General features: G+C 69.8%; 25 protein-coding genes and 1 other RNA gene. 13 read left to right on the top strand and 13 right to left on the bottom strand.

What is annotated here, in order from left to right; translation table 11 throughout:
- Window position 1 precedes the first annotated feature (1 nt).
- Window positions 2-490 (bottom strand): MauE/DoxX family redox-associated membrane protein, encoded by a 489-nt coding sequence (locus ACZ1DY_RS07050; RefSeq protein WP_257489770.1) that lies wholly within the window; start codon window positions 488-490, stop codon window positions 2-4.
- Window positions 491-581: 91 nt separating this feature from the next.
- Between ACZ1DY_RS07050 and ACZ1DY_RS07045 the strand changes: the two genes are divergently transcribed.
- Together ACZ1DY_RS07045 and hrpB are read left to right on the top strand one after the other, a co-directional pair.
- Window positions 582-1,409, top strand: coding sequence for a glutamate ABC transporter substrate-binding protein (locus ACZ1DY_RS07045; protein WP_257488915.1), 828 nt, complete (start codon window positions 582-584; stop codon window positions 1,407-1,409).
- On the top strand, window positions 1,406-3,799 hold the full coding sequence (gene hrpB, locus ACZ1DY_RS07040) for an ATP-dependent helicase HrpB (protein WP_465483913.1): 2,394 nt from the start codon (window positions 1,406-1,408) through the stop codon (window positions 3,797-3,799). Before ACZ1DY_RS07045 ends, hrpB begins: the two co-directional genes overlap by 4 nt.
- Here hrpB and ACZ1DY_RS07035 read toward each other — a convergent pair.
- The gene (locus tag ACZ1DY_RS07035; protein ID WP_192746421.1) at window positions 3,784-4,572 is read right to left on the bottom strand and encodes an ion transporter; all 789 of its coding nucleotides are present in this window, start codon (window positions 4,570-4,572) and stop codon (window positions 3,784-3,786) included. The genes hrpB and ACZ1DY_RS07035 overlap by 16 nt on opposite strands.
- Before the next feature lie 135 nt (window positions 4,573-4,707).
- Here ACZ1DY_RS07035 and ACZ1DY_RS07030 point away from each other — a divergent pair, with 135 nt between their 5' ends.
- Genes ACZ1DY_RS07030 through ACZ1DY_RS07020 form a run of 3 tightly spaced genes read left to right on the top strand, consistent with a single transcriptional unit; the run spans window position 4,708 to window position 7,399 of the window.
- On the top strand, window positions 4,708-5,625 hold the full coding sequence (locus ACZ1DY_RS07030) for an ABC transporter ATP-binding protein (RefSeq protein ID WP_257488917.1): 918 nt from the start codon (window positions 4,708-4,710) through the stop codon (window positions 5,623-5,625).
- Window positions 5,622-6,656, top strand: a complete 1,035-nt coding sequence (locus ACZ1DY_RS07025) for an alpha/beta hydrolase family protein (RefSeq protein ID WP_465483912.1) — start codon at window positions 5,622-5,624, stop codon at window positions 6,654-6,656. The genes ACZ1DY_RS07030 and ACZ1DY_RS07025 overlap by 4 nt, the downstream gene beginning before the upstream one ends.
- On the top strand, window positions 6,653-7,399 hold the full coding sequence (locus tag ACZ1DY_RS07020; protein WP_465483911.1) for an ABC transporter permease: 747 nt from the start codon (window positions 6,653-6,655) through the stop codon (window positions 7,397-7,399). The genes ACZ1DY_RS07025 and ACZ1DY_RS07020 overlap by 4 nt, the downstream gene beginning before the upstream one ends.
- A gap of 281 nt (window positions 7,400-7,680) precedes the next feature.
- Here the strand turns inward: ACZ1DY_RS07020 and ACZ1DY_RS07015 are convergent, their stop codons facing one another.
- On the bottom strand, window positions 7,681-8,226 hold the full coding sequence (locus ACZ1DY_RS07015) for a TetR/AcrR family transcriptional regulator (RefSeq protein ID WP_126737114.1): 546 nt from the start codon (window positions 8,224-8,226) through the stop codon (window positions 7,681-7,683).
- 43 nt (window positions 8,227-8,269) lie between these two features.
- Between ACZ1DY_RS07015 and ACZ1DY_RS07010 the strand changes: the two genes are divergently transcribed.
- Window positions 8,270-9,391: an FAD-dependent monooxygenase gene (locus ACZ1DY_RS07010; RefSeq protein WP_465483910.1), complete on the top strand. Its 1,122-nt coding sequence runs from the start codon at window positions 8,270-8,272 to the stop codon at window positions 9,389-9,391.
- Here ACZ1DY_RS07010 and ACZ1DY_RS07005 read toward each other — a convergent pair.
- Both ACZ1DY_RS07005 and ACZ1DY_RS07000 read right to left on the bottom strand, forming a co-directional pair.
- Window positions 9,336-10,010, bottom strand: coding sequence for a response regulator transcription factor (locus ACZ1DY_RS07005; RefSeq protein WP_126737116.1), 675 nt, complete (start codon window positions 10,008-10,010; stop codon window positions 9,336-9,338). The genes ACZ1DY_RS07010 and ACZ1DY_RS07005 overlap by 56 nt on opposite strands.
- The gene (locus ACZ1DY_RS07000; RefSeq protein WP_257489771.1) at window positions 9,985-11,589 is read right to left on the bottom strand and encodes a histidine kinase; all 1,605 of its coding nucleotides are present in this window, start codon (window positions 11,587-11,589) and stop codon (window positions 9,985-9,987) included. The genes ACZ1DY_RS07005 and ACZ1DY_RS07000 overlap by 26 nt, the downstream gene beginning before the upstream one ends.
- Window positions 11,590-11,704: 115 nt before the next feature.
- Here ACZ1DY_RS07000 and ACZ1DY_RS06995 point away from each other — a divergent pair, with 115 nt between their 5' ends.
- The gene (locus ACZ1DY_RS06995; RefSeq protein WP_126737117.1) at window positions 11,705-11,914 is read left to right on the top strand and encodes a hypothetical protein; all 210 of its coding nucleotides are present in this window, start codon (window positions 11,705-11,707) and stop codon (window positions 11,912-11,914) included.
- Complete coding sequence (locus tag ACZ1DY_RS06990) at window positions 11,911-12,669, top strand: hypothetical protein (RefSeq protein WP_465483909.1); 759 nt, start codon at window positions 11,911-11,913, stop codon at window positions 12,667-12,669. The genes ACZ1DY_RS06995 and ACZ1DY_RS06990 overlap by 4 nt, the downstream gene beginning before the upstream one ends.
- A gap of 27 nt (window positions 12,670-12,696) precedes the next feature.
- Here the strand turns inward: ACZ1DY_RS06990 and hutI are convergent, their stop codons facing one another.
- Genes hutI through hutH form a run of 5 tightly spaced genes read right to left on the bottom strand, consistent with a single transcriptional unit; the run spans window position 12,697 to window position 19,519 of the window.
- Entirely contained in the window at window positions 12,697-13,863 is a 1,167-nt protein-coding gene (gene hutI / locus ACZ1DY_RS06985) for an imidazolonepropionase (RefSeq protein ID WP_465483908.1), read from the bottom strand.
- A complete protein-coding gene (locus tag ACZ1DY_RS06980) occupies window positions 13,851-15,146 on the bottom strand; it encodes a formimidoylglutamate deiminase (protein WP_465483907.1) in 1,296 nt (431 codons plus the stop codon). The genes hutI and ACZ1DY_RS06980 overlap by 13 nt, the downstream gene beginning before the upstream one ends.
- A complete protein-coding gene (locus tag ACZ1DY_RS06975) occupies window positions 15,143-16,339 on the bottom strand; it encodes an allantoate amidohydrolase (protein ID WP_465483906.1) in 1,197 nt (398 codons plus the stop codon). Before ACZ1DY_RS06975 ends, ACZ1DY_RS06980 begins: the two co-directional genes overlap by 4 nt.
- Entirely contained in the window at window positions 16,336-17,988 is a 1,653-nt protein-coding gene (hutU, locus tag ACZ1DY_RS06970; protein ID WP_465483905.1) for a urocanate hydratase, read from the bottom strand. The genes ACZ1DY_RS06975 and hutU overlap by 4 nt, the downstream gene beginning before the upstream one ends.
- A gap of 4 nt (window positions 17,989-17,992) precedes the next feature.
- Window positions 17,993-19,519, bottom strand: a complete 1,527-nt coding sequence (gene hutH / locus ACZ1DY_RS06965) for a histidine ammonia-lyase (protein WP_465483904.1) — start codon at window positions 19,517-19,519, stop codon at window positions 17,993-17,995.
- A gap of 347 nt (window positions 19,520-19,866) precedes the next feature.
- Between hutH and ACZ1DY_RS06960 the strand changes: the two genes are divergently transcribed.
- Window positions 19,867-20,652: an IclR family transcriptional regulator gene (locus ACZ1DY_RS06960; protein ID WP_465483903.1), complete on the top strand. Its 786-nt coding sequence runs from the start codon at window positions 19,867-19,869 to the stop codon at window positions 20,650-20,652.
- Here the strand turns inward: ACZ1DY_RS06960 and ACZ1DY_RS06955 are convergent.
- The 3 genes from ACZ1DY_RS06955 to ssrA all read right to left on the bottom strand — a co-directional run bounded on the left by ACZ1DY_RS06955 (window position 20,640) and on the right by ssrA (window position 22,291).
- On the bottom strand, window positions 20,640-20,855 hold the full coding sequence (locus ACZ1DY_RS06955; protein ID WP_125680489.1) for a hypothetical protein: 216 nt from the start codon (window positions 20,853-20,855) through the stop codon (window positions 20,640-20,642). The genes ACZ1DY_RS06960 and ACZ1DY_RS06955 overlap by 13 nt on opposite strands.
- Window positions 20,856-20,990: 135 nt before the next feature.
- On the bottom strand, window positions 20,991-21,728 hold the full coding sequence (locus ACZ1DY_RS06950) for an alpha/beta fold hydrolase (protein ID WP_465483902.1): 738 nt from the start codon (window positions 21,726-21,728) through the stop codon (window positions 20,991-20,993).
- Window positions 21,729-21,918: 190 nt separating this feature from the next.
- Window positions 21,919-22,291, bottom strand: a transfer-messenger RNA (tmRNA) gene (gene ssrA / locus ACZ1DY_RS06945).
- Between the two features lie 156 nt (window positions 22,292-22,447).
- Between ssrA and ACZ1DY_RS06940 the strand changes: the two genes are divergently transcribed.
- The 4 genes from ACZ1DY_RS06940 (at window position 22,448) to ACZ1DY_RS06925 (ending at window position 25,271) form a co-directional block, all read left to right on the top strand.
- Window positions 22,448-23,125 carry a sensor domain-containing protein gene (locus ACZ1DY_RS06940; protein WP_465483901.1) on the top strand — a complete coding sequence of 226 codons (678 nt, stop codon included), beginning with the start codon at window positions 22,448-22,450 and terminating at the stop codon, window positions 23,123-23,125.
- A complete protein-coding gene (locus ACZ1DY_RS06935) occupies window positions 23,122-24,261 on the top strand; it encodes a sensor histidine kinase (RefSeq protein ID WP_126737128.1) in 1,140 nt (379 codons plus the stop codon). The genes ACZ1DY_RS06940 and ACZ1DY_RS06935 overlap by 4 nt, the downstream gene beginning before the upstream one ends.
- 52 nt (window positions 24,262-24,313) lie before the next feature.
- On the top strand, window positions 24,314-24,955 hold the full coding sequence (locus tag ACZ1DY_RS06930; protein ID WP_126737129.1) for a response regulator transcription factor: 642 nt from the start codon (window positions 24,314-24,316) through the stop codon (window positions 24,953-24,955).
- A gap of 82 nt (window positions 24,956-25,037) precedes the next feature.
- Window positions 25,038-25,271 carry a hypothetical protein gene (locus ACZ1DY_RS06925; protein ID WP_126737130.1) on the top strand — a complete coding sequence of 78 codons (234 nt, stop codon included), beginning with the start codon at window positions 25,038-25,040 and terminating at the stop codon, window positions 25,269-25,271.
- The last annotated feature ends 28 nt before the right edge of the window (window positions 25,272-25,299 follow it).

Below are 25,299 nucleotides of genomic sequence, written 5' to 3'. Positions count from 1 at the left end.
ATTATTCGTTCCCTTCAGCGATACCCACATAGTCGTCGTCGGCGGGGGCCCCGGAGTTCCCGAGCCAGCCGTCCACCGACAGCCAGGTCCGCGGCCGCACGATCAGCCACACACCCAAGAGCGCGAATCCGAGGTCCCTGGCGATCTCCTGCGGATACTGCGTCTGATCCGCGGCGATCTGACCGCCACCGCCGAAGCAGCCGCAGTCGATGCTCAGCCCGCGCGCCCAGGATTGGGCGATCGCGGCGATGAGCACCGCGAGCAGCAGCACCGACAGCACCGACACCCACCGGGTCACGAATCCGGCGAGCAGGAACAGGCCGAGCGCCAGTTCGACGAGCGGCATCCCGATCGCGACCGGGCGGACGAGCCCGTCCGGCAGGACGTCGAACGCCTGGACCGCGATGTAGGTCTGCCCCGGATCGCTGATCTTCAGCGCTCCGGAGACCAACCAGACGGCGGCCAGTCCGAGCCGGGCGAGTGTGCCCACGGCGTCGAGTACGACTTGGGGCGGTCTACGCACGGGCCTAGGCTAACCGCCGACCCTGAGAACAACGTGAGGCGGCGGACGGAGGCACCCGATGAGGGGACGCGCCCTGCTGGGGGCCTGCTTGATGCTGGTCACAGCCGCGGCCTGCGGCGATGAGGCCGGTCCGTCGGATTCTCTCGTCGCGCGCGCCGTCGCGTCCAACAAGCTCACCATCGGCATCCGCTTCGACCAGCCGGGACTTTCCAGAAGAACGATGGACGGCCGGTACGTCGGATTCGACGTCGACGTGGCGAAGTACGTCGCGAGCGAATTGGGGGTCGACGAGGATCACATCACCTGGCACGACAGCAGGCCGTCGTCACGCGAGACGGACATCACCTCGGGGATCACGGATCTGATGGTGGCGACCTACTCCATCACCGAAAAACGGAAACAGGTCGTCGGTTTCGCCGGGCCCTATTTCGACACGGGCCAGGATCTGCTCGTCCGCCTCCGGTCGACCGACATCACCGGCCCCGAGAACCTCAACGGCCGCAAGCTGTGCGCCGTGGGCGGCACCACCTCCGCCGAACAGGTGCGCGACAAGTTCGCGCAGGCCGTCCAGCTCGTCGAATACCCGCGCTACCAGGACTGCGTCACGGCGCTGCTCGCCGGGCAGGTGGACGCGGTGACCACCGACGACGTCATCCTCGCCGGTTACGTGGCGCAGAACCCGGAGCTGCTGCGCGTCGTCGGCAAACCGTTCTCGAAGGAGAAGTACGGTGTCGGCCTGCGCAAGGAAGACACCGAGGGGCGGGCGGCGGTGGCCAAGGCGATCCAGAAGATGATCTCGTCCGGGGAATGGCTCGAATCGCTGAACCGCAACATCGGCCCGTCCGGGTACCGGATCCCGCCTCCGCCGCAGGTCACCGAGAAGTGACCCTTCCCGATCTGCCGGTTCGCGCAGTCCTGCCCGAACTCGAAGCCGCGCTCGCCGCCCATGGCACCGCCGTGCTCGTCGCGCCGCCGGGAACCGGCAAGACCACCTTGGTGCCGCTCGCGCTGGACAACGGCGAAGGCCGGGTGATCGTCGCCGAACCGAGGCGGCTGGCGGCGCGGGCCGCGGCGGCGCGAATGGCGTCCCTGCTGGGCGAACGGGTCGGTGAGACGGTCGGCTATTCGGTCCGCGGTGACCGGAAGGTGTCGTCCTCGACGCGGATCGAAGTGGTGACGTCGGGTTTGCTGGTCCGGCGGGTGCAGGGCGATCCCGAACTCGCCGGAGTGTCGACCGTCCTGCTCGACGAATGCCACGAACGCCATCTCGACGCGGATCTGCTGCTCGCGCTGCTGCTGGACGTACGCGCCGGGCTGCGGGACGACCTGCGCCTGCTCGCGACATCCGCCACCGTGGCGTCCGGTCGGCTGGCGGCCCTGCTCGGCAATGCACCGGTGATCACAGCGGTGGCGCGGACCTACCCGGTCGACGTCTCGTACTCCCCGCCGGCACGCGGCGAGCGGATAGAGGCGACCGTCGCCAGAGTGATCCACAAAGCACTGTCCGAAGGGGACGGTGACGTGCTCGCCTTCCTGCCCGGCGCGGGAGAGATCGCCAGGGTGAGCGGCCTGCTCAGCGGCCTCGACGCCGACGTGCTGCCCTTGCACGGACGGTTGTCGGCGGCACACCAGGACGACGCCCTGCGCCCGCGCGCCCGCCGCCGGGTGGTGCTCTCGACGTCGGTCGCCGAGTCCAGCCTGACCGTGCCGGGCGTGCGCGCGGTGGTGGACTGCGGCCTGTCCCGCGTGCCCAGGGTCGATCATCGGCGTGGCCTGCCTGGGCTGGCGACGGTACGCGTGTCGGCCGCAGTCGCGGAACAACGCGCCGGCCGGGCCGGACGTGAGGCACCCGGCCGCGCGTACCGGTGCTGGGCGGCGCACGAACAGGGTTCCCTGCCCGCGTACCCCGAACCCGAGATCCGGACGGCCGAGCTGGCGCGGTTCGCCTTGGAGCTCGCGTGCTGGTCCACTCCGGACGGTTCCGGCCTGGCCTGGTGGGATCCACCCGGCGAGGGTGCGCTGGCCGCCGGGCGCGCGTTGCTGACCACGCTCGGGGCGACCTCGGAAGACGGCACGGTGACCGATCGCGGCCGGAAGATGGCCGCGCTGGGCCTGCATCCGCGGCTGGCGAGGGCGTTGCTGGACGGCGCGGCGCGGACCAACGCGCGTTCGGCGGCCGAAGTCGTCGCGCTGCTGGACAGCGGCGGCACGCTGACCGACCTCGAAGCCGAACTGCGGCGGGTGCGCGGCGACGAACGCTGGAAACGTGACGTGCGAAGGCTTTCCCAACTGGTTTCCGACGGCGGCAACGCCTCCGATCCGGCGCTGGTCGTGGCGCTCGCGCATCCCGAGCGGCTCGCGCGACGGCGTTCCGCGGGCACACCGGTGTACCTGATGGCAAGCGGAACGGCCGCCGAACTCCCCCGCGGGAGCGGACTGGCCGACGTCGAATGGCTGGCGGTGGCCGAAGCGACCCGGGATCCCGGCCGCGCGCAAGGGATCATCCGGCTGGCCGCGCCTGCGGACGAAGACCTCGCCGTGCGCGCCGCGCCGAATCTGGTGTCCTCAGTGGACGAAGTGCGCTGGTCTTCGGGTGACGTCGTCGCACGGTCGGTGCGGCGACTCGGCGCGATCACTCTTTCGGAGAAACCGTTGCGCTCGCCCGCACCGGACGCGATCCGTACCGCACTGCTGGACGGTTTGCGCACCGAAGGGCTCGGCCTGCTGCGCTGGACCGAGGACGGCAAGCGGCTGCGTGAACGACTGTCCTTCCTGCATCGCGTACTCGGACCACCTTGGCCCTCTGTGTCCGACACGGATCTACTGTCCACTTTGGACAGCTGGCTCGACATCGGCTCGGCGCGTCGCCGATCCGATCTCGCCGCACTGGACGCCGGCGCGGCGCTGCGCGGGCTTCTCCCCTGGCCCGAAGCGTCGCGTTTGGACGAACTGGCGCCGGACCGGCTGGAAGTACCGTCGGGCTCGCGGATCAGGGTCGACTACTCGGGTGAACAGCCGGTGCTCGCCGTCAAATTGCAGGAAACCTTCGGCTGGCTCGCGACGCCGAAACTGGCGGGCGTCCCCGTCGTGCTCCACCTGCTCTCCCCCGCGGGACGGCCCGCCGCGGTCACCGCCGACTTGGAATCGTTCTGGCGCAACGGTTACGCGGCCGTGCGCGCCGACCTTCGCGGACGCTACCCGAAGCACCCCTGGCCCGAGGACCCGCTGACCGCCGCGCCCACCCGGCGCACTTCACGAGGTCAGTCCATCAACTGATGCTGGGGCTTGGTCGGCAACTGCGCCGCCAGCTCCTCGTCGTCCTCACGCTCGTTCAGCCCCAGCTGCACGGCGCTGCGGATCTGTTCCCGGTTCTCGCGCACCACATGCGCGAAGAATTCGTCGATCCGCGGATCGGTCAGCACTTCGAGGATCACGCGCATCGCGGTGTCGATCACCGAACGCACCACTTCGTCGTGGAACGGCAGTTTCGAAAGCCGCCCGGCCTGCGGATCGTTCTTGAGCTTCTCGGCGATGATCCCCCGCAGCAACGTCTGGTTCTCGCCGAGTGAGCGCGCGAGGTTCTGCGGGTAGTTCCCGGTTTCCAGCACCTTCACGACCTCGTCGAGTACCGCGATCGTGATCGGCTTCTTGATCGCGAGCACGATCGGCCGGGAAAGCCGTTCGACCAGCCGCTGCGTGAACCGCTCACCGAACGCGCGGTCGGCGGTGCGCGCGAGCCGGACCAGCACCACGATGATCCGCAGCAGCCGGAACCCGCGCAGCGCCGGATGCGCGATGGGGATCATGCCGAGGATCTCGTACCAGTTGCGCAGCGGGAACCGCTTCTCCCAGCCACTTCGCCGCCAGCGCCAGAGGAATTCCAGCGCGAAGATCCCGCACACCGTCGTGTCGATGACGAAGACACGATGCGCCGTCTCCTCCGAATGAGGGAAGAACGTCACGTAGGCGAGCAGCCCGACGGAGAACACGGCGAGCACGAGCATCACCAGGTCGAGCGGATTCACGCGCCGTTGTTCGCGGGTGGTCATGGCGCCGATTGTGCCTTTCCGCGGCGACTCGTGCCGAGCGGCACCTGCCGAAAGTAAGGGGTGACCGATGACTTCGGGGCACTGCGCCCGGGTGCCCCCGCGCCGGAGGATTCGGGGACACGAAGGAGGACGCGGATGATCACGCTTCGAGGACTCACGAAGCGCTATGGCGAGAAGACGGTGGTGGACGGGCTGACCTTCGCCGTCGAACCGGGCAAAGTGACCGGTTTCCTCGGACCCAACGGCGCGGGCAAGTCGACGACCATGCGGATGACGCTCGGCCTCGACGCGCCGAGCGCGGGCGAGGTCCTCATCGACGGCAAGCGGTACGAGGACCTGCGATTCCCGCTGCGCGAGGTGGGCGCGCTGCTGGAGGCCAAGGCGCTGCATCCCGGCCGGAGCGCGGGCAAGCACCTCCTGGCGATGGCGCGCAGCAACGGGATCCCGGCGAGCCGGGTGGACGAAGTGCTCGCGACGGTGGGCCTCACCGACGTCGCGGGCAAACGCGCCGGGACGTTCTCCCTCGGCATGGGGCAACGACTCGGGATCGCCGGTGCCCTGCTGGGCGACCCGGGCGTGCTGATGTTCGACGAGCCGGTGAACGGCCTCGATCCCGACGGCGTCCGCTGGGTGCGGCAGCTGATGCGTCTCCTCGCGGAGGAGGGCCGCACGGTGTTCGTGTCGAGCCATCTGATGAGCGAGATGCAGCTGACCGCGGACCGGCTGGTCGTCATCGGCAAGGGAAAGCTTCTCGCCGACGCGCCGGTCGACGAGTTCATCGCGGGCAATTCGCGGACGTCGGTCGTGGTGCGGGTGCCCGCTCCCGCCGACCTGCGTGTCCTCGAACAGCGCCTTCGCGCACTCGGCGCGACCACGGAATCCGATCAGGACGAACTGCTCGTGCACGATCTGCCCGTCCACCTCGTCGGTGACGCGGTGCACGAACTCGGGATCCGCGTGCACGGGCTGGCCGAACGGACCGCGTCACTGGAACAGGCGTACATGGAACTGACCGCGTCGTCGGTCGAATACGGAACGGGAGTCGCGGCGTGAAATCACTCATGGTCCTGGTGGCGGTGATCGCCGGCCTGCTGGGGGTGCCGGCGGTCGCGTCGGCGGCACCGGAACTGTCGCTGCCCGCGCCGGGCGGCCCGCTCCCGATCGGGCTGCGCACGCTGCACCTCACCGATCAGCGGCGAGCCGACCCTTGGGTGCCGGAGAAGCGGCGCGAGCTGATGGTCAACGTCTGGTACCCGGCCGTCCCGATCGGGCGCGCGCCGCGGTACATGACCAACGCCGAGTCCGCGGCGACCGTCGCCGGGCGGAAACTCGACCTGCCGCCGGACGCCTTGAGCAAGGTGCGCGTCCACTCCCGCGAAAACGCGCCCGCGCTGCCCGGACGACGTCCGCTGGTGGTGCTCTCACCGGGGGCGGGCAACAACCGGATCACCCTGACCTCGGTCGCCGAACACCTTGCCGCGCAAGGCTTCGTGGTCGCCGGGATCGACCACGCCTACGAAGCGTGGGCTACGGAGTTCCCCGACGGACTGCGCCAGTGTGTCGCTTGTGGACTCCCTGGCGAGCCGTGGCCCGCCGCGATCGCGAACCGCGCCGTGGACACGACGTTCGTCGTCGACACCCTGCTGAAGGACCGGCGCTGGTCGATCGACGCGACGAAGATCGGGATGGCCGGGCATTCCGCCGGCGGCTCGGCGACCGCCGCCGCGATGGCCGCCGACCGGCGGATCAAGGCGGGCGTGAACGTCGACGGCCCGTTCTACGGCACCGTCTCGCTCGACCGGCCGTTCCTGCTGCTGACCAGCCCGACCGGCGAGAAGTACTTCCGCGCGTCCTGGGACGAGACCTGGCCGCGGCTCACCGGGCCGAAGAGGCAGGACCTGGTCGAGAACAGCGGTCATTCGTCGGTGACCGACGCCGCGATCCTGATCGACCAGCTGGGGCTGCGGCCGCATCTCCCGCCGTCCGAAATCGAGAACCAGTACGGATCGATCGGCTCGCGGGAGGCGCTGAAGTTCTTCCGCGACGAGCTGACCGGTTTCTTCAAGCAGTGGAGCGCACGATGAACGCGATCTCTTCGGAATGGACCAAGTTCTGGTCGGTCCGGTCGACCTGGTGGTGCCTGATCAGCGGGCTCGCCCTGATGCTGGCCTACTCGGCGGCGCTGGGTTTCGCGCTGCAGGACGGCAGCGACCGCCCGATGGCCCCGCACGCCGTGGTGACCGGAGCGGCGTTCTACCTCACGCAGTTCGCCGTGGTCGCGCTGGCGACGCTGTTCATGACGAGCGAGTACGCCAGTGGCAGCATCCGCTCGACCCTGCAGTGGGTCCCGGTGCGGAACCGGGTCCTCGCGGCGAAATCGGCGGTCCTGCTGCCGGTGCTGTTCGGCTTCGGCGTGCTGAACACCCTCGCCGGTGTGGCGGTCTCGGCGCCGTTGATCCCCGCGCCGGACTCCTCGGTTGGCGAGGTCCTCGCGACCGCGGCGGGCATGGGGGCCTACTTCGCCCTGCTGGGTCTGCTCTGCCTCGGCCTGGGGACGGCGCTGCGCTCGACGGCGGGGACGATCGTGACGGTGTTCGTGCTGCTGGTGATGATCCCGATGTTCGCCGGCTCACTGGGCTGGGAAGACCTCGTGAACTACTTCCCGGGCTTCGCGGGTGTCAACGCGATGGTCACGCCGGGGCAACCGAATCCGATCTTCGGCGGTGTCGCGCCCTACGCGCCTTGGGTCGGCGTCGCGCTCTGTGCGGCTTGGGCGGCGGCTGGGCTGGTCACGGGTTCCACTGTGCTCAGGCGGCGGGACGCCTGAGGGGGAGCAAGGGACCTTTGCTACCGCTTGTCTCAACATCGAGAGAAGTGGGAGCAAAGGTCCCTTGCTCCCTTTCCGCAGGTGAGCGCGGTGACTGTGTGGATTCTGGTCATCCAACGCACCAAAATCCACACAGTCGGTAGGCGCCACTACGCGGGGTAGGGGGTGTGTGGAAATAGGGACACTCAACGTCTCTATTTCCACACACCCCCGCGTGGCAGCAAAGGTCCCTTGCTCCCTTTCCGCAGGTCAGAGCCCCAAGCGGTAGCAAAGGTCCCTTGCTACCCCGCCACCCCGAGCCCAGCCAAAACCTCCCGCGCCCCTCGCGTCAGCTCCTCGAGCCCCGGCGGCCGCAGCGAACCCGTCCCGGCCAGCGCGTCGAAGACCGTCCCCTCCAGCCACGCGACGAGCACCCGCGCGTGCCGCTCCGGCTCTGCCGACCCGCACGCGGCGAGCACCTCCGCACACCGCCGCCGGATGACCAGCCCGCCCCTGTCGTAGGCCTCCCGCAGCTCCGGCCGCCGCGTCGCCTCCAGCGCGAATTCGTATCGCGCGAGCATCCGCGTCCGCCCGTTCGTGATCGCCGCGTGGGCGAACCCCGCCACGTACTCGGCCAGCCGTCCGGGTGGCGGATCGAGGGTCACCTCGTCGAGTTCGATCATCCGCGAGATCGCCAGCTCCAGCAGCGCCGCCCGCGTCCGCGCGTAGTACGAGGTCGAACCCGCCGGCAGCCCGGCGAACCGGTCGACGGCGCGATGCGTCAGCCCCCGCATCCCCTCGGCCGCGATGACCTCGATGGCCGCGTCCCCGATCGTCGCCTTTCGCACTCTACAAGTGTAGTAGTACTCTACAAATGTAGAGGAGGTCGACATGCGCAAAGCGATCGTGATCGGCGGGGGAATCGGCGGACTGAGCGCCGCCATCGGGCTGCACGGCATCGGCTGGGAGGTCACCGTCCTCGAACAGGCGCCGGAACTTACCGCCGTCGGCGCGGGCATCTCCCTGTGGCCGAACGCCCTGCGCTCACTGGAGACGTTGGGCGTCCGCCTCTCCCGGCAACAAGAACAATCCTCCGGCGGACTCCACGACCGCGACGGCCGCCGCATCACCCGGTGGGATGCCGAGGCGTTCCGCCGTCACCACGGCCGTCCGCTCGCCGCCATCCACCGCGCGGATCTCATCGGCGCGCTCCGCGACGCCCTGCCCGAAGACTGCGTCCGCACCGGTGTGGAAGTCACGAGCCTGGACGATCTCGACGCCGACGTCATCGTCGCCGCGGACGGCATCCACAGCATGGCCCGCAAGCAACTCTGGCCACGCCATCCCGAACCGGTCTACAGCGGCAGCACGGCCTTTCGTGCCGTGACCACCCTCCCTCACCCGACAGAACTCAGCACGAGCTGGGACGACGGGGCCGAGATCGGCGTCATCCCGCTGCACGACGGCCGCGTCTACTGGTGGGCGAGTTACGTCGCCGAACCGGGCGTCCGGCACGAGGACCCGAAGTCGTATCTGCGAAACCGCTTCGGCGGCTGGCACGAACCGATTCCCGAGCTCATCGACGCGACCACGCCCGAGACGCTGCTCCACCACGATCTCTACCTGCTCGGCACTCCCCTGCTCACCTACGTCAAAGGACGTGTCGCGCTCCTCGGCGACGCGGCCCACGCGATGCCGCCGTTCCTCGGCCAGGGTGGCTGCCAGGCGATCGAAGACGCCGTCGTCCTCGCCGCCGCGCTCAGCACCACCGAGGACGTCGACGCGGCGCTGAAGAGTTACGACGAGCAGCGCCGCCCGCGCAGCCAATCAGTGGTCAAAGCGTCGGTCCAGGCCGGAAAGATCGGCCCACAGCTGCGCAACCCGCTCGCCGTGGCCGTCCGCAACGGCGTGTTCCGGCTCCTCCCCGGAGCGCTCACCGCCCGTATCGGCGCCGGCGTCAGCGGCTGGACTCCGCCTGTCCCCCGCCGACCAGCCCCGCCTCGTACGCGGTGATGGCGGCCTGCACCCGGTTCCGCGCGCCGAGCCGGCCGAGGATGGTGCTGACGTAGGCCTTCACCGTGCCCTCGACCACGAACAGCTTCGCGGCGATGTCCGCATTGGACAGTCCCGAACCGAGCAGCGCCAGCACTTCCTGCTCACGCGGGGTCAGTTTGCCGATCAGCGCCTTCGCCTCTTCGGCGCGGGAGACCTGATTGCCGGAGAAGCGGGCGATGACGCGCTGCGCGACCTTCGGCGAAAGGAACGCCGCGCCACCCGCGACCGCGTGGATCCCGCCGAGCAGTTCACGGGGGTCGCCGGATTTCAGCAGGAAGCCACTCGCGCCGAGGCCGAGCGCGCGTTCGATGTAGGCGTCCTCGCCGAACGTGGTCAACATGATCACGCCCACCTCGGGCAGCAACCGGCGGATCTCCTCGGCCGCCTTGAGCCCGTCCATGACCGGCATCCGGATGTCGAGGAGCACGACGTCCGGCCTGGTCGCGCGGGCCTGCTCGACGGCGGCGCGGCCGTCCTCGGCTTCCGCGACCACCTCGATCCCGGCGTCCGCGGCCAGGATCGCCGACACGCCGGCGCGGATCATCGCCTCGTCATCGGCCAGCACCACCCGGATCATCCGGGTCCCCCCTTTGCTCGTCTTCACTGATCACGTGCTTCGCCACGAGTTTCCCCTCGGCGAAGCACAACCGGTAGGCCTCGTAGTTCAAGTTGAACACGCTCCGCTCGGTGCCGTAGTACTCGCAGGTCGCCCCCGCGGGAACCGGCGGCTCCACCGCCCGCGGCCGCGCGATCCGTTGACCGTCGGGCAGGAGGGACGCGATCTCGGCGCGCGTCTGGCCGATCCGGATGCGGTCGTAGTCGCCGCCGGGGAGTTCGGAGCGGTACCACTGGACGAGGAACACCGCACCGCTGATCCCGACCACCAGGCCGAACAGCCCGATCGGCACGACGATCGCCTGGATCAGGCTGCGCCGCACGTCCCGGCGCGCACGTTCGAGTTCCCTTGCCGACGTCGACTGCCCCACCTCGGCGTCCATCGCCGCCTGGCTCTCCGGCGATTCCTCCGACGGCGCGGCGTCGTGCGGCAGGGTCGCGCCGACCTCGAATCCGCCGTCGTGCGGGCCTGCCCGCAGGGTCCCGCCGACCAGCCGGACCCGCTCGCGCAGGCCGATCAGCCCGCGCCTGCCCGAAGCCCGGCCCGGCAACGGCCCCGCCGGCGGCGCCGTGTTGGTGACCACGACGTCCGTCCGTCCCGCCGACCGCGTCACCCGGACGGTGACGGCCGCCCCCGGCGCGTGTTTCACCACGTTCGTGACCGATTCCTGGACCACGCGATACGCGGCGCGGTCGACCATCTGCGGTTCGCCGTCGAGTGGTGCGTCCACAGAGGACTCGATCAGCACGCCTGAGGCCCTGGTGCGGTCGAGCAGTTCATCGATGCTCTCGTGCACCGGCTCGGTCGGCGCGTCGTCCTCGCGCAGGACCCCGATGATCTCGCGCAGCCGTTCGGTCGCCGTCGCGGCGCTCTGCCGCAACTCGCCCGCCGCCCGCCGCTGCTGCTCGTCGAGCCCGCCCGCGACTTCCAGCGCCGCCGCGCGCACCGCGATCAGGCTCAGCTCGTGACCCAGGGAGTCGTGCATGTCGCTGGCGATCCTCGTCCGTTCGCGCAGCCGCGCGCGGTCGGCGACGAGCCGCTGACGGCTCTCCATCTCCTCGGCGCGCCGCCAGCCGTCGCGGGCCATGTCCTCGCGCTGCCGGATGTACCTGCCCAGCAGCCAGGGTGTCACGCCCGCGAAGACCAGGACGCCGAGCAGCGCTCCCCAGGACGCGAACCCGTCCTTGCTCCACACCAGCGCCACGGGGACCGCGATCACGGAAACGACGGCGAACACGCGCAGCATCGGCTTCGCGACCGGCCGCCGGTAGCCGGCGAGGTAACCCACCGCGACGAGGACGAACCCCTCCCAGATCGGCACCCGGCCGCCGAAGCTGCCCATGACGACGAAAGCGGCGAACATCGCGATGGCGAGGGAGACGAGCGGATACCGGCGCGACACCGCGATCGCCGCCGTGGTCGTGGTGAGCCCGAAGAGCAGCTCCCAATGTCTCGTGCTGGATCCGGCGTCGATGACCACCCAGCCGCAGAGCCCGAGCCACAGGGCGACGTCCATGACCAGCCGCCGCCCGCGCCGCACGGGTTCCTCAGGATCCTTCACACGACAGGACGCTACAAGCCGTGACGAGGGATCCGCCATGGACGAAAGTAAAGGTCCCCTGCTTCCCCCGGTCGATGAGGCATGATGATCGACCATGGCCGAGCGCACACTCACCGGTCAGCTAGGCGGTCCTGTCCCGGCAGGCATCGAAGCCCTGGCCGACACCGAGAAGCAAGACCTCTCCGACGCGCTGCGCGACGCGCGTCACCGACAGGCCAAGGCCTTGGCCGAAGCGGGTGAAGAGGGCCTGAAGTACGTACCCGCGCTTCTGCGCGGCGCCGTACGCAAGGTGGTGGGCCTGTGACCACCGAAAACTTCGCCGCGCAGGCGGAGATCCTCAAACTCGCCCGTGTCCTCGGCACCACCCCGGAGCGGCTTTCTTACCTGGAGCGCGTGGATGCCGCCGAGCTCCAGACCTTCCGCGAGCAGGTCACGGACACGCTGTTCGACGCCAACCTCGCCGCCCTCGAGCGGATGGCGATGGCGAGCAAGCTCGTCCCGAGCCCGATCCTCGCGAAGATCGCCGAGAAGGTCTTCGGCCCGCTTCTGTGCGCGCGGATCGCCGGGCTGGTGGACGTCTCCCGGGGCGTCGACGTCGCGAAGCGGCTGAGGACGCCGTTCCTGGCCGACGTCGCGGCCGAGCTGGACCCGCGCCGCGCGAGCGCGATCATCGCCAGGATCCCGCTCGACACCGTCGTCGCGGTCGCGGGCGAGCTGGTGCGCCGTGAGGACTGGATCACCGTCGGCCGGTTCGTCGGCCACCTGCCCGATCCGACGGTGCGCCGGGCGCTGGCCGTCATCGGCGACGACGCGCTGATCCGGATCGCGTTCGTCCTCGACGACAAGAGCCGGATCGATCACGTCCTCGGGCTGCTCTCCGAGACCCGGTTCCGCGGCCTTCTGCAGGTCGCGGCCGCCGACGAGGACCTGTGGGCGCCGGTGCTCGACCTGCTCACCCACCTCAGCCAGAAGCGGGTCGAGCAGTGGTCCCACCTGCTCGGCGAACTCCCGCCCGCCCTACGTGAGCTTGTTCAGGAGACCCTCGACCAAGCCTCCTGACCGCCGCGGGGGAGCAAGGGACCTTTGCTACCACTTTGCGGCGAAACCGCTGGTCAGACGCTCCCCGCGCCGCCACACCGCGGCCGTCAGCGGCACCCCCGGCCGGTACGCGAGGTGCGTCGTCGAGGGCGCCTCCAGCACGTGAAGGTCGGCGCGCGCCCCCGGCCGCACGAAGCCCACATCGTCACGCCGCAACGCGCGAGCCCCGCCCGCCGTCGCCGCCCACACCGCCTCGTCGATCGTCATCCGCATCTGCAGTACCGCGGTCGTCACACAGAACGCCATCGACGTCGTGTACGAGCTCCCCGGGTTCGCGTTGCTGGCCAGCGCCACCGTCGCCCCCGCGTCCAGGAGCCGCCGCGCCGGCGCCAGCGGCTGCCGGGTCGACAGGTCGCACGCCGGCAGCAAGGTCGCGACGGTGTCCGAAGCCGCGAGAGCCTCGACGTCCGCTTCGCTCAGGTACGTGCAGTGGTCGACACTCGCCGCCCCCAGCTCGACGGCTAGCCGCACGCCCGGCCCCTCCCCCAGCTGGTTCCCGTGCACCCGCAGCCCGAGCCCGCGCTCCCGCGCCGCCTTCAGCACCCGCCCGGACTGCGCCTCGTCGAACGCGCCGGTCTCGCAGAACACGTCCGCCCACCGCACGAGCGGCGCGACGGCGTCGAGCATGTCACCGCAGACCAAGTCCACATAGGACTCCGCGTCCGCGCCCGGCGGCACCAGATGCGCACCGAGGAACGTCACCTCGTCCGCCACCTCGGCGGCGATCCGCGCCGAACGCGCCTCGTCCTCGACGTTGAGCCCGTATCCGGTCTTCGTTTCCAGACAGGTCGTGCCCTGCCTCGCCGCTTCGCCGACGTGCCGCCGCAGATTCGCCGCCAGCTGCTCGTCGGACGCCGACCGCGTCGCGTCGACGGTGACCGCGATCCCTCCGGCGCTGTACGCCTTACCTGCCATCCGCGCCTCGAACTCGGCGGTTCGGTCCCCGGCGAACACCAGGTGCGTGTGACTGTCCACCCAGCCGGGCAGCACCGCGCGGCCCTCGACGTCGACCCGCTCGTCCGCGCCGGGCGCGTCCGCGGCCGCGCCGACCCAGGCGATCGTTTCGCCCTCGACGACGACGGCCGCGTCGTGCAGTTTCCCCAACTCGGCGTCGTTCGTGGTGAGCTCGCCGATTCCCGTGATCAGGACTGCCACAATGCCTCGATCTCCTTGGCCAAGACCGTTTCCGGCCGGTCGGTCAGCTGATGCACGCCATCGCGGACGATCTCCCGCCCGGCGACGACGACTTCCCGGACGTCGGCGCCGGAAGCGGCGAAGACCACTCCGGACGGCTCGATCCCCGCGGTCCGCACCGAACCGAGGCCGACCGTCACCAGATCCGCTCCCGCGCCCGGAGCCAGCACGCCGACCTCGTACCAGCCGACCGCGCCGTGATCCGTGGCCGCCGCGAGCAGTTCCTCCGCGGTGAACCGGCCGCGCTTCTCGCTGGCGAGCCGCTCGTTCAGTTCCAGCGCCCTGGTCTCCTCGAACGCGTCGACGACCGCGTTGCTGTCGCTGCCGAGCGACAGCCGCACCCCCGCGTCCAGCAGCGTCCGCGCGGGGCCGATCCCGTCACCGAGATCCCGCTCGGTCGTCGGGCAGAAGCAGGCGCGGCTCTCGGCCTCGCCGAGCCATTTGATGTCGCCCGGGGTCAGGTGCGTCGCGTGCACCGCGGTGAGCCGCTCGGTGAGCACTCCGCAGTCGTGGAGCAACCCAGCCGGCGTCCGGCCGTAAGCCGCCAGGCACTGCTCGTTCTCAGCCCGCTGCTCGGAAAGATGGATGTGCAGCGGCCCGGTTCCACGATCCACTTCGGACAGTTGATCCTCAGGTACGGCACGCACGGAATGGATCGCACCACCTACCCGGAACGTCTCGTCCTCCCGCAATTCGCCGACTCGTTGCGCCCACTTCCCGGCGGATCCGTCGGAGAACCGCTGCTGCACCTCGTCGGGCTCCACACCGATACCACCCGCGAGGTAACAGGTGTCGAGCAACGTCAGCCGGATCCCGGCGTCCCTGGCCGCTTGCCGCAGCGCCTCACCCATCGCGTTCGGTTCGGCGTAAGGCTTTCCGCCCGGCGCGTGGTGCAGGTAGTGGAACTCGCCGACGCTCGTGTACCCGGCCAGCACCATCTCCGCGTAAACCCCACGCGCCAGGCGATAGTACGAATCCGGATCGAGCCGGGACGCGAGCGAGTACATCCGCTCGCGCCACGTCCAGAAGGTCCCGCGATCGTGATGCGTACGGCCACGCAATGCCCGGTGGAACGCGTGCGAGTGCCCGTTGGCGAACCCCGGCAAGGTGAGTCCATTGAGGACGGTGCCTTCGCGAGGCGCGTTCGCCGTCACGGAGGTGATCTTCCCGCCGTCGACCTCGATCCGGACGGCATCGGCGATCCCGTCCGGCAGCCACGCACGCTCGCACCAATATGTCGTCATGTCGACAGTTTCTCCAGGACTTCCGCGAGCGCGCGGGCACCGTGGTCGACGTCCGCCGCCTCGGAGAACTCCTCCGGCGAATGGCTGATGCCGGTGGGATTGCGCACGTAGAGCATCCCGGACGGGACGAACCCGGCGAGGATCGCGGCGTCGTGCCCGGCGCCGGTCGGTAGTTCCGGCGGCCCGCCCAGCCAGGTTCCCAGGTCGCGGCGCAACGCGTCGTCGAAGATCACGTCGTCGGAGTACGACTCCCTGCTGACCTCGACACGACATCCTTCCTGCGCGGCCGCCTCTTCGGCCAGCTTCGCGATCTCGGCGACCAGCTCGGGCGTAGCCGTACCCGGCACACGAGCGTCGAGCCAAAGGTCCACAGTGGACGCGATGACGTTGGTCCCGCCAGGAGTCGGCACGAGCCTGCCGACGGTCGCCCTCGCGTCGGCGGTCGCCCTCGCCAGTTTCCGTACGGCGAGCACGGTCTCCGCCGCCGGGATCATCGGGTCACGACGGTCTCCGATCAGCGTCGCACCGGCATGGTTTCCCTGCCCCTGGAAGGAGAATCGCCACCGGCCGTGCGCGATCACGGTGTTGCCGACGGCGACTGGCGAGCCGAGGTCGATCAGCCCGCGTCCCTGCTCGACATGCAGTTCCAGGAACCGCCCGATCAACCCGAGCCGCTCGGAGTCCTTCCCGATCCGATCGGGGTCGAGGCCGGATTTCGCCGCGGCTTCGGCGAACGTGACGCCGTCCGGGTCGCGCAAGCCGCGCGCCTTGTCCGCGTCGATGGTCCCGGTCAGCAGCCGCGAGCCGAGGCAGGGCACGCCGAATCGGCCGCCCTCCTCCTCGGCGAAGACCACGACGGCGAACGGCTTCGCGGGGCGGAATCCCTTGGCCTGCAAGATCTCCACCGCGTCGAGCGCGCTCGCGACGCCGAGCGGGCCGTCGAAGGCACCCCCGCCCGGCACCGAGTCGAGATGGCTGCCGGTGACGACCGCGTCCGGGCCGGGGGTGCCCCACCAGGCCCAGATGTTGCCGTTCCGGTCGGTCTCGACGCCCAGCCCCAGCCGCCCGGCACGCTCGACGAACCACCCGCGCAGCTCGGTTTCGGCCGCGTCGAAGGCGTGGCGGGAGTAGCCGCCGCGCTTCGGGTCGCGGCCGACGTCCGAGATCTCCTCCAGCAGCGAGGACGCGGTCACTCGGCGTCCCGCATCGGCACGCGCACGCCGCGCTCGTCGGCGACGTCCGCGGCGCGGTCGTACCCGGCGTCGACGTGCCGGATGACGCCCATGCCAGGGTCGTTGGTGAGCACGCGCTCGAGTTTCTGCGCGGCCAGCGGGGTTCCGTCGGCCACGCTGACCTGGCCCGCGTGGATGGAGCGGCCCATGCCGACGCCGCCGCCGTGGTGGATCGACACCCAGCTGGCGCCCGACGAGGTGTTGACCAGCGCGTTCAGCAGCGGCCAGTCGGCGATCGCGTCGGAACCGTCGGCCATGCCCTCGGTCTCGCGGTACGGCGAGGCGACGCTGCCCGAGTCGAGGTGGTCACGGCCGATGACGACCGGGGCCTTGAGCTCACCGCTGGCGACCATTTCGTTGAACCGCAGGCCCGCGAGGTGCCGTTCGCCGTAGCCGAGCCAGCAGATCCGCGACGGAAGCCCCTGGAAGGCGACGCGTTCACCGGCCAGCCGGATCCAGCGCGCGAGGGATTCGTTCTCCGGGAACAGTTCCAGCATCGCGCGGTCGGTCGCCGCGATGTCCTCCGGGTCGCCGGACAGCGCCGCCCAGCGGAACGGGCCGTTGCCCTCGCAGAACAGCGGACGGATGTATGCGGGCACGAACCCCGGGAAGTCGAACGCGCGCTCGCAGCCGCCGAGTTTCGCCTCACCACGGAGGGAGTTGCCGTAGTCGAAGACCTCGGCGCCCTTGTCGAGGAAGCCGAGCATCGCCTCGACGTGCTCCGCCATCGACTCGCGGGCGCGTTCGGTGAACTCGTCGGGCTTCTTGTCCGCGTAGTCCTGCCACTCGTCGACGCCGACGCCCTTGGGCAGATAGGAAAGCGGGTCGTGCGCGGAGGTCTGGTCGGTGACGATGTCGACCTCGACGCCGCGGCGCAGCAGTTCGGGCAGCACCTCGGCGGCATTGCCGACCACCCCGACGGACAGCGCGCGCTTCTCCTTCTTCGCGGCCTCCACCCGGCGGATCGCGTCGTCGAGGTCGTCGGCGACCTCGTCGAGGTAGCGCGTCTCGACGCGGCGGTGGGCGCGCTGCGGGTCGCATTCGATGACGAGCGCGACGCCGTCGTTCATCGTGACGGCCAACGGCTGCGCGCCGCCCATGCCCCCGAGGCCGGCGGTGACGGTGAGCGTGCCCTTGAGGCTGCCTCCGAACCGCTTCTTGGCGACGGCGGCGAAGGTCTCGTACGTGCCCTGCAGGATTCCCTGCGTGCCGATGTAGATCCAGGATCCCGCGGTCATCTGGCCGTACATGGTCAGGCCCTGGGCTTCCAGGCGGCGGAATTCGGGCCACGTCGCCCAGTCACCGACGAGGTTGGAGTTCGCGATGAGCACCCGCGGCGCCCATTCGTGCGTGCGGAATACGCCGACCGGCTTGCCGGACTGGACGAGCAACGTCTCGTCCTGCTCCAAGCTGGTCAGCTCGCGGGTGATCGCGTCGAAGCTGGCCCAGTTGCGGGCGGCCTTGCCGGTGCCGCCGTAGACGACCAGGTCCTCCGGGCGCTCGGCGACCTCGGGGTCGAGGTTGTTGTGGAACATCCGCAGCGCGGCTTCGGTCTGCCAGTTCTTCGCGGTGAGCGTGGTGCCTTGGGCGGCACGGACCGTGCGGGTCATGGGCTCAGACCTCCAGTTGGGCCGCGGCGAGGACGGCACCCGACGCGACGAGTTCTTCGGCGGCGGCGATCTCCGGCGCCAGATGACGGTCGGGGCCGGGGCCCTCGACCTTGGTGCGGACGAGATCCCGGACCCGGCCGGTGACCGGCGACGGGACCAGGGGCGCGCGCATGTCGAGGGCGCGCGCGGCGGTGAGCAGTTCGATGGCGAGGACGGTGTTGAGGCCCTCGACGGCCTTGCGCAGCTTGCGCGCGGCGGACCAGCCCATGGAGACGTGGTCCTCCTGCATGGCGCTGCTGGGGATCGAGTCGACCGAAGCCGGTACCGCGAGCCGCTTGAGCTCGCTGACCACGGCCGCCTGCGTGTACTGGGCGATCATGTGGCCGGAATCGACGCCGGGGTCGAAGGCGAGGAACGGCGGCAGGCCGTGCGAGCGGGCCTTGTCGAGCATGCGGTCCGTGCGGCGCTCGGCGATGCTCGCGACGTCCGCGAGCGGGATGGCGAGGAAGTCGAGCACGTACGCGACCGGGGCGCCGTGGAAGTTGCCATTCGACTCGACGCGGCCGTCGGACAATACGACCGGGTTGTCGACCGCGGACTGAAGCTCACGCTCCGCGACGAGTTCGGCGTGCGTGAGACTGTCGCGGGCGCCGCCGTGCACCTGGGGCGCGCAGCGGAGGGAGTACGCGTCCTGGACGCGGTTGCAGTCGGGGCCGCGGTGACTCTCGACGATCTTCGAGTCCTGGAGCGCCGTCCACATGCGGAGCGCGCTCCTTGCTTGCCCGGGGTGCGGACGCAGCGCCTGGAGATCGGCCGCGAAGGCGCGGTCGGTGCCGAGGAGCGCTTCGACGCTCATCGCCGCGGTGATGTCGGCGGTGTCGAGCAGCTTGCGCAGGTCGGCCGCGGCGAGCAGGAGCATGCCGAGCATGCCGTCGGTCCCGTTCGTAAGGGCGAGGCCCTCCTTCTCCGCGAGAACGACAGGCTCGATGCCAGCGTGCTTCAGCGCTACGCCCGCCTGGACGACTTCGCCGTTGTACTCGACTTCGCCCTCGCCCATCAGCGCGAGCGCGACAGCGGCCAGAGGCGCGAGGTCACCGGAGCAGCCGAGGGAGCCGTACTCGTGAACGAGCGGGGTGATCCCGGCGTTGAGCAGGGCCGCAAGCGCTTGCGCGGTCTGCGGCCGGATGCCGGTGTACCCGCTGGCGAGGGTGCGGAGGCGCAGCAACATCAGCGCGCGCACGACCTCGGTCTCGACGACCGGGCCCGCGCCGGCCGCGTGCGACCGGATCAGCGACCGCTGAAGCGCGGTGCGACTCTCGAGCGGGATGTGCCTGGTCGCGAGCGCCCCGAAGCCCGTCGAAACGCCGTACGTCGGCGTCTCGGCGTGCGCGAGGTTGTCGATGTGCTGACGCGTCGCGGCGAGGTTCTTCTCGGCCGCTTCGCTGACCGCGACGGGCGAGTGGTCACGGGCGACCGCGACGACCTGTTCGGGCCGAAGCGGTTCGGAGCCCAGAAGTACGGTTTCCGGCATAGCCCCATTGGACAACGCCATGCCCGCTGGTGGGCGGCGCCAACCGGTGGTTGTGTCTGGTATCCAAGACACGCACGGTGGGAGCAAGGGACCTTTGCTACCGCGCGGCGGAGGGGTGTGTGGAAATAGAGACGTTGAGTGTCCCTATTTCCACCCACCCTGCACTCCGCGTAGCGGCGCCTACCGACCGTGTGGATTTTGGTGCGTTGGATGACCCGAAACCCACACAGTCACCGCTCCCACCTGCGAAAAGAGAGCAAGGGACCTTTGCTACCGCTCTCTCGACATTGAGACAAGTGGTAGCAAAGGTCCCTTGCTCCCCCGCCGAAGCGAAACAGGAGGTCGGCATGGGTGAGAGCAGCGAGGTCCCGGCTCTGCGCCGCGGCCTCGGCATCCTTCGCGCCCTCGCCGCGCGGCCGGGCCCGGTGTCGGCGGCCGCGATCGCGCGCGAACTCGGGCTCCCGCGTTCGACGACGTATCACCTGCTCGCCGAACTGGAGGCCGCCGGTTTCGTGACACACTTACCCGCCGAGCGCCGCTACGGCCTCGGCATCGCCGCGTTCGAACTCGGCTCGGCCTACCTGCGGCACGACCCGTTGGAGCGCCTCGCCCTCCCGCTGCTGCGCAAACTCGCCGACCGCGTCGGCCACACCGCGCATCTGGGCGTGCTTCACGGCAACGAGTCGCTCTACCTGGTCAAAGAGCGCCCCACCCGCCCGGAAACGCTGGTGACCGAGGTCGGCGTCCGGCTGCCGGGCCAGCTCACGGCGTCGGGCAGGGCGATACTGCGGCATCTGCCGTCGCCGCATGTCCGCGCGCTCTTCCCGAACGCGTCGGCTTTCGTCCTGCGCACCGGTCGCGGCCCGCGTACCCTCGCCGAGCTGCGCCGGACGCTGAACGCGGAGGGCAGACTCGGCTGGGCGATCGAAGACGGACACGTCACCGAAGGATTCGCCTCGGTGGCCTGCCCGGTCTTCGACCACGGTGGCCGGCCGATGGCCGCGATCAGCGTGACCCTCCGCCACCTCTGCCCGGGAGCCGAGGGGTGTGAGGAGACTTGGCCGGACCTCGCCGAGGAGGTCCGTCTGACCGCGGCCGAACTGACCACCCGGATCGGGGGTCAGATGCGCTGAGCGTGCTTCTTCTGGACTCCCTCGAGCCCGAGCATCGCCAGCAGTTCAGCACAGTCGAGGGCGTCCGAAGCATGCCCTGCGACGGTTCGAGCGGCTCGGCCGTTCTGCAGCGTGAGGCGGACTTCTTCCTCCGCTCGCACACCGGCCATGCGGCTCTGGTCTTCAGCGGGGTCGGGACGACTGGAATGCCTAGCCCAGGTCATCTGCCACCTTCTTCCGGCCCTCCGGCGACACGGGGTCGTTTCGAAAGAGGGCCATGGTCGGACACTCAGCATGACATCCCACCCCGCGACAGTTCCCGGCGCGGGTGAATTGAGACGAAAAAGATCTAGATTTCGCTACGCTCCGTGATTCAGAAAAGTTTCGATCCGGGTATTGAACGGCGCACCCGTATCCGGCACCAGATGCCCCATCCCCCGCACGATCCCGCGGTGCGCGCCGGTCCCCTCCGCGATCGCGTCGGCGATGATCTCGTACTCCGGCCGGTGGTCCCCGGTGATCACGAGCATCGGGAAATCCGCCGACGCCAACGTCCCGAGCGGCAGCTCCGCGTCTCCCGGCGGCCGCATCCCGACCAGCGCGCGGGCGCCGCGCCGCAGCGTCTCGGGTACCGGATCGGGGATCGGCAACGGCACACCGGCCAGCGGGAAGAACGCCTTGAACACTTCGCGAGGATCGTCGAGCGGCCCGTCGAGGAACCTCCGCAGTTCGGCGTCCCATGCGTCGACGACCTTGTCGCCTCGGACGATCCCGGTCGCGGGCGGTTCGATCACGGTGAGCGTCCGGACCATCTCCGGCCGCCGCGCGGCGGCGAGCATCGCGACGATCGCGCCGTAGGACAGCCCGACCAGATGCGCGGGCTCGTCGAGCACCTGCTCCGCGATCAACTCCGCGTCGACTTCGAAATCCTGTACGCCGTCCGGCGATTTCCCGTGCCCGGGACGATCCGGCGCGAGCAACGTCCACCGCTCGGTCAACGGGCGCTGAGCCCGCCACGCCTCCCTGCCGCCGAGCAGCACGCCGTGCACGAGAACGACACGCGGACCTGATCCCCATCGATGCACATGAAGGCGCATTTCCCGAGCCTACGAGACCACGTCCTTGATCCCCTCGGCCAACACACGGACAAGTTCCGGCCCGCGCGTGAGACGAACGTCGTTGCCCAGCCGGCCCATTGCGTCCTCGTCATCGACGATGCCCGTGCCACCCCGACCGACACACAAAGAAGCGGCCCCACCCCCTCAGGGGCAGGGCCGCTCCGTCGACCAGTGGAGGTGCCGGGAATTGAACCCGGGTCCTCTGGCGCATCACCAGGGCTTCTCCGTGCGCAGTCCGCTATGTCTCTACTTGACCCCTTCAGTCACGCGAACAAGCTGAAGTGACGGGCCCAGCCACTGTTTGTTTCCCAACCACACCCCGCGGCCGGGTGTAGCGGTAAGCCTCCTAGCTGATGCCGGTGACCGGGTCGGAGGCGACCCCGGACCGACAGAGTTGCTCTACTGCTTAGGCAGCAAGAGCGAACTCGCGCTGGCTCTTAGGCTCGGCGCTTATTGGTTTGCGATGACGCTTACGGTGGTCTCTCGCCTGCACCGGCACGCTTCTCCTGATTCAACGTCCAAAGTCGAAACCGTTCACCCCCTTGGTGGGACACAACCTGTACATCATAACGCGGGCGGCAACCGGGTTAATCCCGCAGGTGGGGCTAGCCCTACCTGGGAGATGCCCGCGCGCACCATGTCACCGGACGCCCGCGGGGCGCGATGCTGGACTCCTCGAACAGGAGAGGAGCACGACCATGAGTTCGCTGGCGGCCGAGCGGGAGCTGAGCAGGTCCGATCCGTCGTTCGGCGGCTCGCTGGTCTACCTGCTGATGAACCTGCCGATGGGCGTCCTGGCCTTCGCGCTCCTGATGTCCTTCATCTCGGCGGGCATCGGCACGGCGATCGTCTGGATCGGGTTGCCGCTCCTCGCGCTGGTGATCCTGGCGGTCCGCGGCGCGGCCCGGATGGAGCGCGCCAGGGTGTACGCCCTGCTCGACCGCTACATCGACCTGCCGTATCTCCCGCTGCCCGTGGCCGGCCAGTCCGTGCGCTGGAAGGCGCGGCTGAAGGACGGCTCGACCTGGCGCGACCTCGGCTACTTCTTCCTCCTCTTCCCGCTCGGGATCATCGAGTTCGTCCTGGTCACGGCGTTCTGGTCGACGAGCCTCGGCCTCGCCGGCCTGCCGATCTACTACCGCTTCCTTCCTGGCGGCGAGTACCGCTTCCCGACCTGGGAGAACGCGTGGTTCACCGTCGATTCGACGGTTTCGGCGCTGCCTTGGGCGGCGCTCGGCGTGCTCTGCATCGCCCTCTCGGTAGCGTTGACGAAGGCGCTGGCCGGGATGCACGCCCGGCTGGCGACGGCGCTGCTCGGGCCGACCCACGCCCAGCGCCGCCGTCTGGAGGATTCATGGGGCGAGGTTCACGGATGACGATCGACCAGCAGGTACAGCAGGTGGGGATCCCCCGCCCCCGGCCGTTGCGGTCGATCGTCTACATGATCGTCAGCTTCGTGTTCCGGCTCCTCCAGTTCGTTCTCATCGTCGTCGGCCTGGCGGTCGGCATCGCGACGGCGGTGGTGTGGATCGGCTTCCCCATCCTCATGGCCACGACCAGCTTCATCCGCTGGTCCGCCGACCGCGAGCGGGGCTGGGCGCGCACGATGCTCGAGACTCCGCTCGAGCCGGTCGAACGCCTGCCGGTCGAGGGGCTTTCGCTGGTCAAGCGCTGGCTGACCCGCTTGACCGACGCGACGACGTGGCGCGACCTCGCCTACCTGATGGCGGCGTTCCCGTTGGCGTGCCTGGAGCTGCCGATCGCGATCGCGTCGATCGTGCTGCTGCCGATGGCGATCTGGGTGACCCCGTGGGTCGGGTGGCTGCACGGCAACCTGGCGTACTCGCTGCTCGGACCGAACCGCGCCGCGAAGCTGGAGCAGAAGGCCGAGCGGTTGCAGGCGTCGCGGGCTCGCGGTGTCGACGCCGCCGAGGCCGAACGCCGCCGCATCGAGCGCGATCTGCACGACGGCGCCCAGCAGCGCCTGGTCGCCGTCGCGATGAGTCTCGGCCGCGCGAAGTCGAAGTTCGACCAGGACCCGGCCGCGGTGCGCGAACTGATCGACGAGGCCCATCTCGACGCCAAACTCGCGGTGTCGGAACTGCGCGATCTCGCCCGCGGGATCTACCCGGCCGTGCTCGGCGACCGCGGTCTCGACGCCGCCTTGTCCGCGCAGGCCGCGAAATCGCCGATCCACGTCGACGTCGAGGTGGACGTCGAACCGCGGCCCCCGGCGGCGGTCGAGACGACGGCCTACTTCATCGTCGGCGAGACGCTGACGAACATCGCGAAGCATTCGGGAGCGACCGAAGCGGGCGTGAAGGTGTGGCGCACCGAAGCGATGGTCATCGTCGAGATCACCGACAACGGGCACGGCGGCGCCGAAGTCCGGCCAGGTGGCGGCCTCGCCGGGCTCGCCGACCGGGCGGCCACGATCGACGGCGTGATCACCGTCGTCAGCCCGCCCGGTGGCCCGACGGTGATTCGCGCGGACCTGCCGTGCCAATGGTGACCCGCTCGTGAGTGAATAGGCTCTGCCATTCACTCACGACGCTGGGGGCAGCATGCGGGTTGTCATCGCCGAAGACGCGGTTCTGTTGCGCGCGGGGGTGATCCGCCTGCTCGCCGACGAGGACATCGAGACCGTCGCCGCCGTGGACAACGGCGAAGACCTGCTGGTCGCGGTCAAGGAACACCGGCCGGACCTCGCGATCGTCGACGTGCGGATGCCGCCGACCTTCACCGACGAGGGCCTGCGCGCGGCACTGGGCGCCCGCGAGGTCATCCCGGGCCTGCCGGTTCTCGTGCTCTCCCAATACGTCGAGGAGAGCTACGCCGTCGAGCTCCTGTCCGGCGGCGCGGGCGGAGTCGGTTACCTGCTCAAGGAACGCGTCGCCGACGTCGGGGATTTCCTCGACGCGGTCAAACGTGTCGCCGGCGGTGGCACGGCGATCGACCCGGACGTCATCGCGCAGCTGATGGCCCGTGGCCGCAAGAACCCGCTCGACGCGCTCACCGCCCGCGAGTCCGAAGTGCTGGGGCTGATGGCGCAGGGCCTGTCGAACACCGCGATCGCGAACTCGCTCGTCGTTTCGCACGGCGCGGTCGAAAAGCACATCGGCAACATCTTCTCGAAGCTCGGCCTCGAAGCGAGTTCGGTGGAACACCGCCGGGTCCGCGCGGTGCTCACTTACTTAGGACGCTGAAGTAGCTCTTGGTGGCGAAGCCGTCACTCACCTAACATGGGCAGACTGTCAGGTGAGTGCCGAGCCGAACCGAGGAGGACCCATGACCGACAGGCCCTCCCACAGCGCGCGCTTCTTCGGCGGCCCACTCGACGGACGCGTCCAGGAGTTCGGTGACACCGAGCCCGTCGCGGGCACCGTCCTCAAACACGTCCATCTGCACGACGGGCCGAAGATCGAGACCCGCTACGAACTCGGTCTCGCCGAGGACGACTGCTGGGAGTTCCGGCTGTGTCCCGCCCCGCTCCCGGAGCCCGAGACCGACGGCGTGGGGTAGGGAAAACTCCACCTTCCGAGGGCGAAAA

It is taken from the genome of Amycolatopsis sp. PSD-21, assembly GCF_055561455.1.
Note: the sequence above shows the minus strand (reverse complement) of the source record. Positions and strands in the feature narration are given on the sequence as shown.

Coding starts and splice junctions, on each gene's coding strand:
- ACZ1DY_RS07010 (WP_465483910.1), top strand. CDS start 8,270: ATGCGCAAAGCGATCGTGATCGGCGGGGGAATCGGCGGACTGAGCGCC.
- ACZ1DY_RS06930 (WP_126737129.1), top strand. CDS start 24,314: ATGCGGGTTGTCATCGCCGAAGACGCGGTTCTGTTGCGCGCGGGGGTG.
- ACZ1DY_RS06955 (WP_125680489.1), bottom strand. CDS start 20,855: ATGACCTGGGCTAGGCATTCCAGTCGTCCCGACCCCGCTGAAGACCAG.
- hutU (WP_465483905.1), bottom strand. CDS start 17,988: ATGACCCGCACGGTCCGTGCCGCCCAAGGCACCACGCTCACCGCGAAG.
- ACZ1DY_RS07035 (WP_192746421.1), bottom strand. CDS start 4,572: ATGACCACCCGCGAACAACGGCGCGTGAATCCGCTCGACCTGGTGATG.
- hutH (WP_465483904.1), bottom strand. CDS start 19,519: ATGCCGGAAACCGTACTTCTGGGCTCCGAACCGCTTCGGCCCGAACAG.
- ACZ1DY_RS06940 (WP_465483901.1), top strand. CDS start 22,448: ATGAGTTCGCTGGCGGCCGAGCGGGAGCTGAGCAGGTCCGATCCGTCG.
- ACZ1DY_RS07005 (WP_126737116.1), bottom strand. CDS start 10,010: ATGATCCGGGTGGTGCTGGCCGATGACGAGGCGATGATCCGCGCCGGC.
- ACZ1DY_RS06935 (WP_126737128.1), top strand. CDS start 23,122: ATGACGATCGACCAGCAGGTACAGCAGGTGGGGATCCCCCGCCCCCGG.
- ACZ1DY_RS06995 (WP_126737117.1), top strand. CDS start 11,705: ATGGCCGAGCGCACACTCACCGGTCAGCTAGGCGGTCCTGTCCCGGCA.
- ACZ1DY_RS06950 (WP_465483902.1), bottom strand. CDS start 21,728: ATGCGCCTTCATGTGCATCGATGGGGATCAGGTCCGCGTGTCGTTCTC.
- ACZ1DY_RS06925 (WP_126737130.1), top strand. CDS start 25,038: ATGACCGACAGGCCCTCCCACAGCGCGCGCTTCTTCGGCGGCCCACTC.
- ACZ1DY_RS06980 (WP_465483907.1), bottom strand. CDS start 15,146: ATGACGACATATTGGTGCGAGCGTGCGTGGCTGCCGGACGGGATCGCC.
- ACZ1DY_RS07020 (WP_465483911.1), top strand. CDS start 6,653: ATGAACGCGATCTCTTCGGAATGGACCAAGTTCTGGTCGGTCCGGTCG.
- ACZ1DY_RS07045 (WP_257488915.1), top strand. CDS start 582: ATGAGGGGACGCGCCCTGCTGGGGGCCTGCTTGATGCTGGTCACAGCC.
- ACZ1DY_RS06960 (WP_465483903.1), top strand. CDS start 19,867: ATGGGTGAGAGCAGCGAGGTCCCGGCTCTGCGCCGCGGCCTCGGCATC.
- ACZ1DY_RS07030 (WP_257488917.1), top strand. CDS start 4,708: ATGATCACGCTTCGAGGACTCACGAAGCGCTATGGCGAGAAGACGGTG.